Source organism: Arthrobacter sp. K4-10C (genome assembly GCF_059090085.1).
This window is the reverse complement of sequence record NZ_JBNHFI010000010.1, coordinates 136,104-149,980: the sequence shown is the minus strand read 5'-3', so window position 1 is coordinate 149,980 and position 13,877 is coordinate 136,104. Positions and strand designations below refer to the sequence as shown.

General features: G+C 62.1%; 15 protein-coding genes. 12 read left to right on the top strand and 3 right to left on the bottom strand.

What is annotated here, in order from left to right; translation table 11 throughout:
• Positions 1–37: 37 nt before the first annotated feature.
• From AC5RUU_RS15295 to AC5RUU_RS15260, 8 genes are all read left to right on the top strand, one after another.
• Positions 38–922 carry an ABC transporter substrate-binding protein gene (locus AC5RUU_RS15295; protein ID WP_493976048.1) on the top strand — a complete coding sequence of 295 codons (885 nt, stop codon included), beginning with the start codon at positions 38–40 and terminating at the stop codon, positions 920–922.
• Entirely contained in the window at positions 919–1,737 is an 819-nt protein-coding gene (locus AC5RUU_RS15290) for an ABC transporter ATP-binding protein (protein ID WP_493976047.1), read from the top strand. The genes AC5RUU_RS15295 and AC5RUU_RS15290 overlap by 4 nt, the downstream gene beginning before the upstream one ends.
• On the top strand, positions 1,724–2,530 hold the full coding sequence (locus AC5RUU_RS15285) for an ABC transporter permease (protein ID WP_493976046.1): 807 nt from the start codon (positions 1,724–1,726) through the stop codon (positions 2,528–2,530). The genes AC5RUU_RS15290 and AC5RUU_RS15285 overlap by 14 nt, the downstream gene beginning before the upstream one ends.
• Positions 2,531–2,596: 66 nt before the next feature.
• The gene (locus AC5RUU_RS15280; protein ID WP_493976045.1) at positions 2,597–3,421 is read left to right on the top strand and encodes a GntR family transcriptional regulator; all 825 of its coding nucleotides are present in this window, start codon (positions 2,597–2,599) and stop codon (positions 3,419–3,421) included.
• Positions 3,408–4,145 (top strand): amidohydrolase family protein, encoded by a 738-nt coding sequence (locus tag AC5RUU_RS15275; RefSeq protein WP_493976044.1) that lies wholly within the window; start codon positions 3,408–3,410, stop codon positions 4,143–4,145. The genes AC5RUU_RS15280 and AC5RUU_RS15275 overlap by 14 nt, the downstream gene beginning before the upstream one ends.
• Before the next feature lie 8 nt (positions 4,146–4,153).
• Positions 4,154–4,471, top strand: coding sequence for a hypothetical protein (locus tag AC5RUU_RS15270; RefSeq protein WP_493976043.1), 318 nt, complete (start codon positions 4,154–4,156; stop codon positions 4,469–4,471).
• A 2-nt stretch (positions 4,472–4,473) separates the two neighbouring features.
• A complete protein-coding gene (locus AC5RUU_RS15265; RefSeq protein ID WP_493976042.1) occupies positions 4,474–5,112 on the top strand; it encodes a bifunctional 4-hydroxy-2-oxoglutarate aldolase/2-dehydro-3-deoxy-phosphogluconate aldolase in 639 nt (212 codons plus the stop codon).
• A gap of 1 nt (position 5,113) precedes the next feature.
• Entirely contained in the window at positions 5,114–6,094 is a 981-nt protein-coding gene (locus tag AC5RUU_RS15260) for a sugar kinase (RefSeq protein ID WP_493976041.1), read from the top strand.
• Positions 6,095–6,264: 170 nt separating this feature from the next.
• On the opposite strand, the gene AC5RUU_RS15255 is transcribed toward AC5RUU_RS15260, so the two are convergent.
• Positions 6,265–6,909: a GntR family transcriptional regulator gene (locus AC5RUU_RS15255; protein WP_493976040.1), complete on the bottom strand. Its 645-nt coding sequence runs from the start codon at positions 6,907–6,909 to the stop codon at positions 6,265–6,267.
• Positions 6,910–7,038: 129 nt separating this feature from the next.
• On the opposite strand from AC5RUU_RS15255, the gene AC5RUU_RS15250 reads away from it, so the two are divergent.
• On the top strand, positions 7,039–7,920 hold the full coding sequence (locus AC5RUU_RS15250) for an aminotransferase class IV (RefSeq protein WP_493976039.1): 882 nt from the start codon (positions 7,039–7,041) through the stop codon (positions 7,918–7,920).
• A gap of 38 nt (positions 7,921–7,958) precedes the next feature.
• A complete protein-coding gene (gene nhaC / locus AC5RUU_RS15245) occupies positions 7,959–9,437 on the top strand; it encodes a Na+/H+ antiporter NhaC (protein WP_493976038.1) in 1,479 nt (492 codons plus the stop codon).
• A gap of 123 nt (positions 9,438–9,560) precedes the next feature.
• On the opposite strand, the gene AC5RUU_RS15240 is transcribed toward nhaC, so the two are convergent.
• The gene (locus AC5RUU_RS15240; RefSeq protein WP_493976037.1) at positions 9,561–10,289 is read right to left on the bottom strand and encodes a hypothetical protein; all 729 of its coding nucleotides are present in this window, start codon (positions 10,287–10,289) and stop codon (positions 9,561–9,563) included.
• A gap of 372 nt (positions 10,290–10,661) precedes the next feature.
• Here AC5RUU_RS15240 and AC5RUU_RS15235 point away from each other — a divergent pair, with 372 nt between their 5' ends.
• On the top strand, positions 10,662–10,982 hold the full coding sequence (locus AC5RUU_RS15235) for a GYD domain-containing protein (protein ID WP_493976036.1): 321 nt from the start codon (positions 10,662–10,664) through the stop codon (positions 10,980–10,982).
• A 140-nt stretch (positions 10,983–11,122) separates the two neighbouring features.
• On the opposite strand, the gene AC5RUU_RS15230 is transcribed toward AC5RUU_RS15235, so the two are convergent.
• Complete coding sequence (locus tag AC5RUU_RS15230; protein ID WP_493976035.1) at positions 11,123–12,220, bottom strand: LacI family DNA-binding transcriptional regulator; 1,098 nt, start codon at positions 12,218–12,220, stop codon at positions 11,123–11,125.
• Between the two features lie 365 nt (positions 12,221–12,585).
• Between AC5RUU_RS15230 and AC5RUU_RS15225 the strand changes: the two genes are divergently transcribed.
• Positions 12,586–13,866, top strand: a complete 1,281-nt coding sequence (locus AC5RUU_RS15225) for a sugar ABC transporter substrate-binding protein (protein WP_493976034.1) — start codon at positions 12,586–12,588, stop codon at positions 13,864–13,866.
• Positions 13,867–13,877: the final 11 nt, after the last annotated feature.

Sequence of the window (13,877 nt, the reverse complement as noted above, 5' to 3'; positions counted from 1 at the left end):
AGATACCCAGCAGCAGGGCCAGGACGCAAAAGTCCCGATGACTTTCACCGGGGCGGGAAACCTGTCCTGGCTCAACGTCTTCGTGGCCGAGGATGAGGGCATCTTCGACAAGCACGGCATCGAATCCACCGTGAGGGTTTTCGACGTCGGGTTCCTGGGAACCGAAGCTGTCCTGGCCGGCGAAGCCCAAACTGCAGGTTCAGTGGAGTTTCCGCTCCTCGGGCTCCTTGGCCAGGGGGCCGGCCTGGTTGTACCTGCAGTAGTGGCCACCGCGGAGGATCAGCGCATTGTGGTCAACGATTCCATTCAAAAACCAGAAGACCTGCGTGGAAAGAAAATCGGGCTGATTGGCGGTTCGGCCTTCGAATACTCCTTCCAGGAGTATCTGAACCATTTCAACATCCCCAGGGAAGAAGTGGAATTCGTGAATGTTGATGCTGCCGAGCAGGTTGCTGTTATGGCGCGAGGTGACATCGACGGCTTCCTGAACGTAGAGCCCGTTGTGACCCGCGCGCTTAACTCCCTGGGCAATGCCCACGTCCTTGAGCCGGGCACGGAAGAGGTGTACACGACCCGCATCCTGCTCCAGATGAACAAAGAGTGGGTGGATGCCAACCCCGACGGTGTGAAGAAGGCACTGGCCGCCCTGATCGAAGCAAACGACTTTATCAAGGCGAATCCGGACAGGGCAGCTGAGATCGGAGCGAAGTGGACGAAGTCCGAAAAAGCGACCGTGACGTCCTTCCTCGAGGACGCAAAGTTTGACTACACCGTGCACTATGACGCGGCGGCTCGGGAAAGCATGGAAAAGATCGGTAACTGGATGATGGAAAACGGCAAGCTGGAAAAGATGCCTGACCTCGACCAGGTGTTCGTGACGGATCATCTGCGGGAAGTCGCGCCGGGGCAGGTGAAGGAATGATGAAGCGCGCAGAAGGCGGGACCAAAACCGCCATGACAGGAATCGAGCTGCAGAAAGTCACGAAGCATTTCCCAAGCACCCGGACCACCGCCGGGTACACGGCAGTCCGCGATGTTGACCTCGCTGTACGCCCGGGAGAATTCATGTGCATCCTGGGCCCCAGTGGATGCGGGAAGTCAACCTTGCTGCACATGATGGCCGGATTCGAGAAGCCGAGCGCCGGAACGATACTCATCAACGGACATCAGATTGTCCGCCCCGGTGCAGACAGGGGGGTGGTCTTCCAGAATGAGATCGCCCTGTTTCCGTGGCTGAACGTGGAACGCAACGTGGAATACGGGCTCAAGGTCCGCGGCGTGGACAAACGGCAGCGGCACACCGCCGTCGATGATGCCCTCTCACTGGTGGGCCTGGACCAGCATCGACACAAACTGCCAAGGGAACTCTCGGGCGGCATGAAGCAACGCGTCCAGATCGCCAGGGTCCTGGCCAACGACCCCGACGTCATGCTGATGGATGAACCTTACGGGGCGCTTGACGCCCAAACACGGATGAGGCTCCAGGACGAGTTGGTGGACGTCTGGCAGCGGAAATCGAAGACTGTCGTGTTCGTGACGCATGACGTATCGGAATCCGTTTACCTGGCTGACCGGGTGGCAGTGATGACGGCCGGGCCTGCTGCACGGATTAAGAGCGTCCTGGAGATTGATCTGCCTCGCGTAAGGAATCGGACCGATCCGCAATTTGTGGAGTTGGCGTCGACATTGACGGCCGAACTCCAGCACGGGAAGGAACATGACGATGGCAATAACTGACGTCCATGTGACACATCCGCCCGCAGAGTCAAGGGGAAAGCTCGAAGGCCGTCCCTGGATTACGTACACCGCCGTAGTCGCTGCTGCCTTCGTGGTTTGGCATCTGCTGTCTCTGGTTGTGAACCCGCTGTTTCTGCCCAGTCCCTTGCGCGTTGGCGCAGCCACGGTTGAATTGATCGGGTCCGGGGAAATGCTCCAGCATGTTTCTGCCTCATACGGCCGGGTCCTGTCCGGGTGGTTCATCGGGGCTGCCTTGGCCATCCCCTTGGGATTGTTGGCAGGGCGGGTGACACTGCTGCGGGTGGCGTTGGAACCGTTCCTGAATTTCTTCCGCTTTGTTCCACCGATCGCCTTCTTGAGCCTGGCCCTGATCTGGCTCGGCATTGGCGAGACATCCAAAGTCGCGCTTATCGTGTATGCCTCGTTCTTCATCGTCTTCCTCAGTGCAGTCGCCGGGGTCCAGGGCGTGGACAAGGAGAAAATTCATGCCGCCCAGTGTCTAGGGGCCAGCAGGAGGCAGGTGATAACCACCGTGGTGATGCCGGCGGCAGTTCCGGAAATCGTTACTGGCCTGCGCACAGCCATGGGCATCGCCTTTATGACCGTGGTGGCAGCCGAACTCGTGGCAGCGGAGAGCGGCATCGGATTCCTCATTTACAACTCCCGCTTGTTCGCCCGTACCGATATCGTGTTCGCCGGCATCCTGGCCCTGGGTGTCATGGGCCTGACCGCGGACATCGTGTTCCGGCAACTCACGCGACCGATCCACTACCGGTATGCGCTTCGCTTCTGATCCACACACTGTGAATATTGTTCGTGGCGCTGGACTTTCCACTGCCAACAATCTGGAAGGAGACAAATGGGTGCGGCCAGCAGGGCAGACCAAACGTTCGAACAGCTGGAGAGACTCATTGTGGAGCTCAGCAGCCAGGACGTGGACCGGCTGCCACCCGAGACGGAGCTTAGCCAGAAATTCGGGGTTTCCCGGGCGACGGTTCGGGAGGCGCTAGGCCGTCTTGAGGCTGCTGGAAGGGTGCAACGCAGGCGGGGAAGAGGGACAATCCTGACGCCGCTGGTGCGGCCGGCAATACGCTACCCGGCGAATATCATCGGCTCCTTCGCCGACTTCCTCAAGGAATCCGGTGTGGATCACAGGCTTCTGGAGTTTTCCGTGACGCATCTGGAGCTTGAGGACGACATCGTCAGGATGTTTGATGAACACAGCCTGTCGAAGTCAGGCTTCCGAAGTGTCAGGTGCTATGCCCTCGGCGACGTGCCGGCAGCACTCCTCTACCATCTTCTCCCGGCAACTATCCAGGGACAGCCACTCGGTGTGGAGAAGCTCCGCGGCGACATCGTTCCCTTCCTGGAGTCCGTACACAATGTCCAGATCGACAGCGTCACAAGTGCCATCACGGCCGAGGAAGCTTCCGAGGACGTAGCCAGGCAATTGGGCCTCAAACAGGGAAGCGCCGTGCTGGTGATGTACACCCGCGTCATCGACAGCGAAGGCGCAACGCTCGCTTTGGGCGCACTGGCATTCAATCCGGCGGTTGTCACTCTCGGGGTGGAAGCGCTGGAGCACGTAACTGCAGGCGGCCAGTTGCAGTTCCCCACCGGATGGCTGCAAGGCAGTATCGCCACCCGAAGTCCCGCAAGGAGGGAAAAGAATGAAACATATTGATGTCCACCAGCATCTTGGTCCTTGCAACGTATTCGATCTGGAGGTCACGAAAACCCAATTAGCGGCAGCCATAGACGGGACGCCGCTGGAGGGTTGTATCGTTCAGCCCTTCCCGGGAGCTGCTGACGCTCCTTCGCAGCATGACGCCATCGCGGACCTGGCGAGGACGGCTCCCTTTAAAATCTGGGGCATTGCCAGCATCAATCCGCATATTCCTGATGATGCGTACCGCAGCGAAATCCGCCGCTGCGTTCAGGACTTGGGGTTCGTCGGGGTGAAGCTCCACTCCATCGGCCACGCTGTCCATCCGGGCAGCAGGGATGGGCGCAAGGTCTTCGAAGCCGCGCAAGAGCTTTGCGTTCCGGTCATGGTGCACACGGGGGACGGGGTGCCGTTTGCTGACCCGACCGCCGTCCTCGGTCCGGCGCAGGAGTTCCCTGACGTAACCATCGTCCTGGCGCACGCCGGTATGTCCACTTTTGCTGGCAATGCGATCGCTGTGGCGCGCGTCTGCCCGAACGTCTACCTCGAACCCTCCTGGTGCAAGACGCCGGAAATCGGCGCCATGATCCAAACCCTGGGCGCGGACCGCGTGATGTTCGGAGCTGACCTGCCTTACAACGTCAGGCCGGAGACAGAAAAATTCCAGGCCCTTGGACTGTCAGAGCGCGACCTGGAAGCAGTCATGTGGGGCACCGCTTCCGACGTTTTCAAACTGCAATGAGGGACACAATGGTGCGCGTCAGCGTCACGATTATTGTCCGTCCGGAGAAAACGAGCGAAGTGATTGCCCGCTTCGAGGAGTCCTTCTATCCTGCGATTTGCCGCCAGGACGGCTTTCTAGAATGCGTCCTGCTGACCGAAACAGACCGCAGTGAAACCCGCGGGGATCAGCACCTTCGAATGGATATCAGCTTCAGCAGCGAGCGGGAAAGACTCAACTGGGTGGAAACCGATCTGCACGATGACGTGTTTGGACGCCTGGTGGAGGGCGCATCCAACTATGAAGCGCTTCACCTGTCTGCCGTGTCGGGACGAACAGGGGATTGACTATGGATTCGCCCAATGATCTGGGTGTCATCGCCATCGTCCGCCTCCGGCAACGGCCGGCAGTGGATGAGGTCCTTGAGGCCCTAACCGGCGCAGGTATCCGGAACGTTGAAGTAACGCTAGGGACTCCCGGGTGCCTCGAGACCGTAGCCAGATGGAGCCGGGCAGGACGGGGCAACGTCGGAGTAGGCAGCGTCCGCACTGAAGCGGATGCCCGGCAGGCCATCGAATCCGGCGCCCGCTTCCTGGTCACCCCCACCACGGTGCCGGCGGTGCTGAAGGCTGCCACGGAATCCGGGACGCCGGTAATCTGCGGCGCCATGACTCCCACCGAGATAGACTCCGCCTGGCAACAGGGTGCAACTGCGGTCAAAGTATTTCCTGTCGACGCGCTCGGTGGCCCCGCCTACATTCGGGCGCTGCAAGGACCCATGCCGGACATCCCGCTGGTTCCCACCGGCGGCGTCGATACCCACCAGAGCAGGGATTACTCGCTTCTTGGCTGCGCGGGTGTGGGTGTCGGCAGCGCCCTGGTAGAGGAAAAGATCCTCACAGCTGGTGATTGGATTTCCTTGGCAGAGCGCGCCGCCGCCTTCGTTAAGTCATGGGAGCCCTCCGGCCGGGCTGGAACCGGGGCATGACGTGGCTTGGTCACCGCGCGCGCAGCCTTTAGGCGAGCGGCTCGACGTCGTGGGAGTCGGCGAAGTGATGATGCTCCTTCAGGCACCGCCGCCGTCGAGCATTATGGAAGCACCCCAACTCGAAGTGAACGTGGCCGGCGCAGAGTTCAACGCATGTGCAGCCGTGGCGCGCCTTGGCGGACGCACGGCGCTGCTCACACGAATTGGTGACGACGCCCCCGGCCAACGGGTGATGCACACGATGACGGAACTGCCCGTCGAGACACAACTGGTCGCGGTGGACCCAGCCCGTCCAACGGGGATCTTTCTCCGGGAGACTCCCAGCGACGGCAGCCGGCGTGTGTTCTATTACCGCCGGGGATCGGCAGCCTCGGCAATGGACATGTCGGATGCGGACCGGTTGATGACGGAACACGCGCGGGCCGTCCTGCTCTCCGGGCTGACTGCCGGCCTCGGTAGAGGACTGCGGGCCCTGATCCACAAAGTTTGTTCCGAAGCGGCCGGTCGGGGAGCTGCGATAGTGCTTGATGTAAACCTTCGGCCCGCCCTGGGCAGCATGGCCGAGGTCATCGCCACAATCCGTGGCGTGCTTCCCTTCGTTGACCTCCTGGTACTGGGTGATGACGAATCCACTGAGCTTTTTGGAACGACGTCACCCGAAGCCGTCTTCTCCGCCGCAGCTGAAGCGGGGGTCCGGGAGACGGTCCTCAAGGGCGCCGAGCGTGGCTGCTGGTTCCAGGACGAGGACGGGAAGCCGGTCCACCAGCCGGCACTCGCCACCATAGTGGTGGACCCGATCGGGGCCGGTGATGCTTTCCTGGGCGGCTATCTTGGAGCCCGCCTTGCTGGTGTCCCGCCAGCCGGGGCGGCAGTGCTCGGTTCGCAATTCGCAGCGGGCGTTATCGCCTCCGTTGGAGACATCAACGGGCTGCCGACACCGTCTGAAGCCAGGGCGCTTTTGGAGGCTGTTTCCCTGGGCTGAACGCCGGCTACACCAAATGGGCAGAGGCGGTGGCTGACAGAGCGGTCTCCTTTCACGCAGGTTCCGGCAGCGTTCGACGGCGGGGTGACGACTTCGTTCTTTGAGGCGGCGATGGCGGGACTGGGCTGCAGCGAGCATGCGGTGGGTGCCTCAAGCAGGGTACTTGAACTTCAGTGGCCAGGTTCGGCGAGGTGCTCTTCAAGTTTTCCGGCGGCACCGAGGATGTGGTTTTCAGTCAGCTGCCCGGCCAGCTCCGCGTCACCGGCTCGAACTGCGTCAACGATCGCTTGATGTTCGGCCTGGGTCTTATTGACGTAGTTCCCGAGCCGGAGGACTGTGTGGAACCGCGAGGCTTTCTCAAGTTGGGCACAGGCCATAGTCGCTAAATGCCTATAGGGGCAGGGCTCCACCAGTGCTGCATGTAGTTGGACGTTCAAGGCGGCGTAGTCTTCGTCGCCGGACGCCATCTTTTCCATGATGGTTTCTACCTGCGCCAGGCTCTGGGCATTGTGGAAGGGAACCGCGTGGCGGATGGCCGCCGTTTCCAACGCCGCCCGGATGACGGCGGTCTCGTGAACTTCTCCAGGCTCGAGCTTTGGGACGTAAGGCCCCACGTGTGGGGCCCTGGCCAGCCATCCCTCTCCAATCAACCGGTCTACGGCTTCACGCACCGGAACTTTGCTCACGCCAAGTTCCACAGCCAGTTGGTCAATGACCAGCCGCTGCCCGGGCTGGGGATTCCCATTGAGGATGCCCTCTTTCAACTGCTCATAAACCAGTTGGCCCTTAGTGCGGTAACCGCTCAAAGCGTTCACGATCTTACTCCCAGCGCTGTGTAAACCCGGGTTAGGTTAAAGGATATCGTATCCGATCTATTGACCGTGCCGCCTTGCGATGCGTATCGTATCCGATATACGACAATCCAACGTGAGGGGTATCACACCGTGTCTGAGCTGAAAATTTATCTGGACGGCAACATCGTCCCCGCCTCCGAAGCTAAGGTTTCGGTCTTCGATGCCGGCTTCCAGTCAGGTGATGGCGTCTGGGAGGGCATGCGCGTCTACAACGGCGTCGTGCTCCGCCTTGAAACCCACCTCGACCGCCTTCGTGACTCAGCAAATGCGTTGCGCATCAAGCTTCCGCTTGAACGGCATGAGATAGCTGCAGCGATCTACGAGACGCTTGCAGCCAACGACTTTACCCACGACACCCACATCCGTCTGATGGTGAGCCGCGGCGCCCGGAAGACCTCCGGCATGGATCCCAAGAACGCACCCGCCGTCGGTTCCCTGGTAATCATCGCCGAGCACAAGCCGGTCGCCGAAAGTCCGAAGCCGCAGCGGCTGCGGACTGCCAGCATCCGCCGCCCCTTCCCCCAGATCGTTGATCCCGGCGTTCACCACTCCAACCAGCTGAACTCCATCCTGGCCCGCCTTGAGGTCTGGAATGATCCGGGCATCGATGCTGCGTTGATGCTTGATACTGACGGGTTCGTTGCAGAGGCGGACACCGCCAATATCTTCTGCATCACCGACGGAATCCTCCGGACGCCCTTCGCGAACTCGTGCCTGCACGGCATCACCCGCGGCACCATCCTTGATGAGGCCCGCAAGATGGGCATGACGGCCCAGGAGGAACGGCTCTCGCTTTTTGAGTTCTACCGCGCAGAGGAGGTGTTCGTCACCGGAACGGTCTGCGAACTCGTGCCCGTCGTGGAGATCGATGGACGCAGGATCGGCACCGGCGAGCCCGGACCCATCTGGCGGAAGCTCCTTGACGCCTACCGCGAACACGTAGCCCACGAAATTTCCCAAACCAACCCGTGAAAATCCCCAGTCCAGCAGCCACGAGAAAGAACATGACCATGGATACTTCCGGCGCAACCGCCGCAAGCCAGCACCGCGCCCCCACGCGCATTGGCTTCGCCCTGCTCTCCCTCGCAGCGGTCACAGCAGTACTCGTGATCGGCCTTGTCGTCCTGAAGGCACCCTTGCCGCTCATGATGGCAGCAGCATTTCTCGTGGCACTGGGCCTGGCCAGGCTCCACGGTGTCAGCTATGAGACCGCGGAAAACGTCAGCTTCGAAATGATCAAGCGCGGCCTCCAGCCCCTTCTGATCTTCGTTGCCGTTGGAGCCCTGATTTCATCCTGGATCATGTCCGGGACGGTTCCGTCGATGATCTACTACGGCCTGCAGCTCATCCACCCTGCCTGGTTCCTGCCTGCAGCATTGATCCTGAGTGCCCTCGCAGCCCTGGTCAACGGTACCAACTTCGGGACCGTCGCCACCGTGGGCGTCGCCCTGATGGGTGTAGCCCTTGCCTTGGGAATCCCGGCACCGATCGCCGCCGGCGCCATCCTCTGCGGTGCCGTCTTCGGCGACAAGATGTCTCCGCTGTCCGACACCACCGTCATGGCGCCGGGGTTGTCCGGATCGAGGCTGATGCCGCACATTCGGCACATGCTCTGGACCACCGTTCCCTCCATCGTGATCAGCCTGATCATCTTCACCATCATTGGTTTCAGTTATGGCTCCGCCAGCGGCGGCGCAGACCAGATCGCCGAAGTCAGCAGTGGGCTTCAGGGAGCGTTTGATATTGGGCTCATCCCCCTCATCCCGCCGATCGTCGTCCTGGGACTCCTCGTTGCCCGCGTTCCGGCTTTCCCAGCCATCGCTATTGGCGCCATCCTGGGCGCGTTTATCGCCGTCGTATTCCAAGGGGCCGGAGCCACCGCGGTGGTTACCGCCATGTGGGCTGGCTACACCCCGCCTGCCGATCTTGGCGCTCTCGGCAACCTTCTCTCCGGTGGTGAAACCGGGGGCGCGCTGAAGATGCTCGGACTGGCGTCCATCGTCATCTTCGCACTCGGTATCGCGGGCGCCTTCACCGCCGCCGGCATCATGCAGTCCCTCCTTAACGCCATCACTCCTAAGCTGGACACGCCCAAAAAGCTTGTCCCGGCGACGATCGTCATCACCTTCTTCCTGAACATGCTCGGCGGCGCTGTGAACTTCGCCGTCGCCATGGGAGCGACCTTTCTTCGCCCGGTCTATGAGCGGATGGGTCTCGCACCGAAGAACCTCTCCAGGGCAGTAGAGGATTCCGGAACGATGACCGGCCCCCTGATCCCGTGGAACGCCACAGCGGTCTTCACGGCAGGAGCCCTCGGGGTCAGCACGGGCGAATATATCCCCTTCGCCTTCTTCTGCTTCCTCTGCCCGCTCTTCTCACTGCTCTACGGTCTGACCGGGTTCACCATCGTGAAAACCGAAGACGTGCCGCAGGACTCCCTGCAACCCGCCGACGAGCTCTCTGAAGCCCTGGTTCCGGAAGCCCGATAGGCGACACCCAAAGGTCTGCCCGCCCCTTATCAGGGGTGGGCAGACTTGCTGGACGTGGCCGGCCCGTCCCACATTGGGCGGTGACAGGACGGCCGCTTCGCCGACAGCCTCGTTCCGAAGCGATTAGCCCTGGCCGGGCCGGAGGAGCAGCACGATGCTGGTGGCCAGGACCCAGACCATGAAGAGCAGGAAGCCGGCGAAACCGACGACGTCCAGCACGCCTCCCTCGGGAACGGTCAGGATTACTCCCGCGATTGAAATGAGCAGCAGCACGGCCGTGGCGGCAGCCAGCCAGCCCAGCCACTGCGGTAGCGCCCGGGTGGTCAGGATGGCCAGCGCCGCCCCGAGGAACATCGCGACACCGGCGGGCACAATGACACCACCCACCCATTCGTTGAGGACGATGAGGGCGGGAAGCACTGCCGGGTCGGGCTGGCCACCGGACGCGTACTGGATGAGCGCCAGATACAGGCCCCCCGAAACCAGCATGAGCGTCACCACGGCAGCGCCGGCGGCGAGGACCAGCGCGGCGAATATCCCGGCCCGGCCCTCCCATCGGCGCAGCCTGCTCCAGAGGCCGGCCAGGAATACCAGGAAGGCGATGTCGGCGAGGAATCCCAGCAGCAGGGAAAGCTGGTGGGCGCTGCGGTCCCGGGCAAGCTGGGCGGCGATGTCCTCCGCCGGGGTGTCGGTACTGGGTGTCTCGGGCGTAAAGAAGCTGGCCACAACCAGGGCGGTGAACACCAGCCCTGCCACCGCGGTCCAGCGGTCCGGCCTTCCCGTCGCCGCGCCCGCCGTGACTTGGCCGGGCGTGCGGCCGTCCAGCGGCTCGGAATTCTGCCTGGCATCCATGGGCGTTCCTTCCCTGGCGCTGCGCCCTGGGCGTTCTGCAACACACGGGGTGCAGATCTAGGATCATTTTAGACCGACGAGATTCCGCACGGGCAAGCCCCGCTAAACACAAACGGCCACACGATGGGCGGGGGCGGCCGTCAGTGTCCCTGCCTTTAGATTTCCGCGCGTATTGACTGCGTGTAGCCCGAGGAATAGCGTCTGCCCTAACGGGGTCACCCACCCCGTTTCCACGGGATAAGGGGCCGGATCTGGGCCGCTCCTGCATGGCGATGGAGCCAGGTGAGGAGGAGTCTGTGTGGACGTCATCCTGCACCACAGTTCCATGGCGATCAGCGGCCGATGGGATAGGAATCCAGGAAAGGAATGACAATGCCGAAGTATCTGTTTGAGGCGACATATGTGGGCCAGGGCATCAAGGGGCTGATGGAGGAGGGCGGCACCAAGCGGCGGGACGCGCTGGTGGAGGCTTTAGGGTCCGTGGGCGGAACGCTTGAGTGCTTCTACTACGCTTTTGGCTACTACGACGTCTTGGGCGTTTTTGAGGCGCCGGACGATGCAAGTGCCGCAGCACTGTCGCTGCTGATCAATTCGACCGGGAGCGTCAACGTCCGCCTGAAACCGCTCCTGACCGTGGAGGACATCGACGAAGCCGCCAAGAAGACGCCGTCCTACCGGCCGCCAGGACAATAAAGCGCCGGGACAGTAGGGGAGTTTGGCACTACGGCCAGCGCGGCCAGCGGGCCGCCGTCGTAAATGTACGACGGCGGCCCGCTGGCGTCAGTGCCGCGGCGGGGGAGCGCCGCGAGAGCCCGCCGCCTTTGGTCGCGGTTTTATGTGCGGCCAGGGACCAGGTCGCTGGAGCGTGGAACGGCTGTGCTGCCACGGACCAGGAAGTCGGTACTGATGAGTTCGTGAAGGTTATCCGGGGGCGGGGACTCTTGAACGCCGGGCATGGCGGCAGGGCCACTTTCAGCCGCACCGTTAGAACGCGCCGCCGTCTCCGACAACTTCTGCAGGAGCCGCCGTGCCGCCAGTTGTCCTTGCTTGCGGGGAAATTGCTGGATGGTGGTCAGCCCGAAAGTCTCGCCGAGCTCATGCCCGTCGATGCCCACCACGGACAGGTCCTGCGGCACCTGGAGGCCAAGGTCCCGTGCAGCAAGCATCACGCCGATGGCCATCTCGTCGGAAGCGGCAAAGACGGCGGTGGGGCGTTCCGGCATAGCGAGGAGCCTCCGGGCTTTTTGGTAGGCATCCTGCAGGGTGAAGTCCGACGCGATGATCCACTCCGGCCTGATGGGTGTCTTGGCTTTTTGCATCTCGTGTTCGAAGCCGGCCTGGCGCTGGTCGGTCAGTTTGAAGTCGCGGTAGGGGTCGGTCCCTCCGCTCACATGGGCGATTTTGTGGTGGCCAAGGCCCAGAAGATGCCCGGTGGCCAGGGAAGCCGCAGCGAAATGGTCGATCCCAATTGTTGAAACCCCCGGCATGGGTCCGCCGATGCCCACCACCGGGCGGCGGATTGAGAGCATGCGCGTCAGTTCCTCTGTTGTCAGCTCGAGTGAGACCGGCAGCACCGCGTCCAGGCGCTGCCTCATGAGGAAATCCCCGAGCACCGCGTCCTGATGATCGCGGTCGCCAAAAATGTTGTACAGCGCCAGATCGTAGCCCACCGTAATGAGTTCCTCGCCGATTCCTGCCACCACTTTGGCGAAGTACCAGCGGTCAACAGACGGCACGATGACGCCGATGATGCGGCTGCGGCCTGTGACCAGGCTCGAGGCGTTATAGGAACGAACAAAGTTGAGCTCCTTGGCCGCGGCCAGCACCCGGGCCCGGGTTGCGGCTGCCACCGAGCCGTTGCCACTGAGCGCGCGGGAAGCGGTACCCACGGAGACGCCGGCGCGGGCAGCAACTTCCTTTATGCCTGTCACGGTCAACTTTCCTCACCTTGGAGCCGCGCCTGTACGGGCGCAGGGAGCAGCCGCTTTGGCTCCTCGTCTGTTCACGGTAGTGGAAAAACTGCCCCTCCGCAGAAGGAGGCACAGCGCTCAACGGCCGCAACTGACCCTGTCGAGCGCCGACGCAAGGCTAAGTGCTCGAGAATATTGTAAACGTTTCTAATTGTATTGGCCCCTGTATTTAAGGGAAAATCTGTGCGCGTGCGGCTTTCAAACGAGCTTTTGAGCTACTACTGGACGCAGCTATTGGAAACGCTTACACTTTTTCGTGACACAGGTCACGCGGCCTGCCTTCCTGAGGGAGGCGAGGCGGCATTCCTCTTTCAAAGGAGAAACAGATGAGTAGGATTCAGGGCACTCTCGCGGTCACCGCCACCGCCATGCTGCTGCTTACCGGGTGTGGAAACGCTACCCAGGCAAACCAGCCGGCCACATCATCACCGGCTGCGGCTGGGTCCACCGCAGCCCCGGAACGGGCGGACGCCGATCTGGTGATCTGGACCGACAACTTGAAAGCCGATTCGGTGCGCGCCTTCGCGGAAGACTTTGCGGCCGACAACGGCATCAGCGTAGCCGTCCAGGTGGTGTCGGGTGAGTTCCAGACTGCCCTCGTGACAGCAAACGCTGCAGGCAACGGGCCCGATGTGTTCACCGGCGCACATGACATGATCGGCAACCTCGTGCAGAACGGCTCCATCGATCCGCTGCAGATAGCACCGGACCAGCTCAAGGGTTACACCGAGACTGCGGTTAAGGCCGTGACCTACAACGAGTCCGTGTACGCGCTGCCGTATGGGATCGAAACGCTTGGTCTCTTCCGCAATACAGGCATTGTCCCTGAGGCCCCGGCGACTTTGGAGGATGCCTTCGCCAAAGGTGAGGAGGCTGTGGCTGCCAAGAAGGCAGAAGTTCCTTTCAGCCTGCCGCAAGGGAACAGCGGTGATGCCTACCATATGCAGCCGTTGTACTCCTCGATGGGTGGGTACCTCTTCGGTGCAACAGCCCAGGGCGACCCGGATCCCTCCGACCTGGGCGTCGGAGGTGAAGGTTCCGTGGCCGCCGCCCGGAAGATCCATGAACTCGGGGAGGCGGGAAGCGGTGTCCTGAAACGCTCCATCAGCGTGGACAATTCGATTTCATTGTTCGCTGACGGCAAGGCGCCCTACCTGGTGGCCGGTCCTTGGGCCCTGAACCAGGTGGAGAAGGCGGGAATCCCCTTCGAAGTAACGCCCATCCCCGGTTTCGAGGGACAGGCTGCTGCCCAGCCCTTCGCCGGCGTTCAGGGCTTCTATGTGGCGTCGAACGGGAAGAACGAAGCCTTCGCTCATGAGTTCGTGGAGAACGCGATGAACACCGAAGAGGGCATGACGCGGATGTTCGAAGGAGCGAAGCTGCCGCCCACCATGACGTCCGTCCGGGAGAAGGTCGCCGGCCAGAATCCTGCCATTGAGACGTTTGCCTCCGCAGCGGAATCCGCCCAGCCCATGCCGGCCATTCCGGAAATGGCTGCCGTTTTCGCACCCCTTGGCCAGGCCTTCGCGGCGATCGTTGGTGGCGCTGAGCCGGAAAGCACCATGCGCGCGGCCGGGGAAACCATCGCGGCTGCAATCGGCAAGTAGGAAGCGGCCCC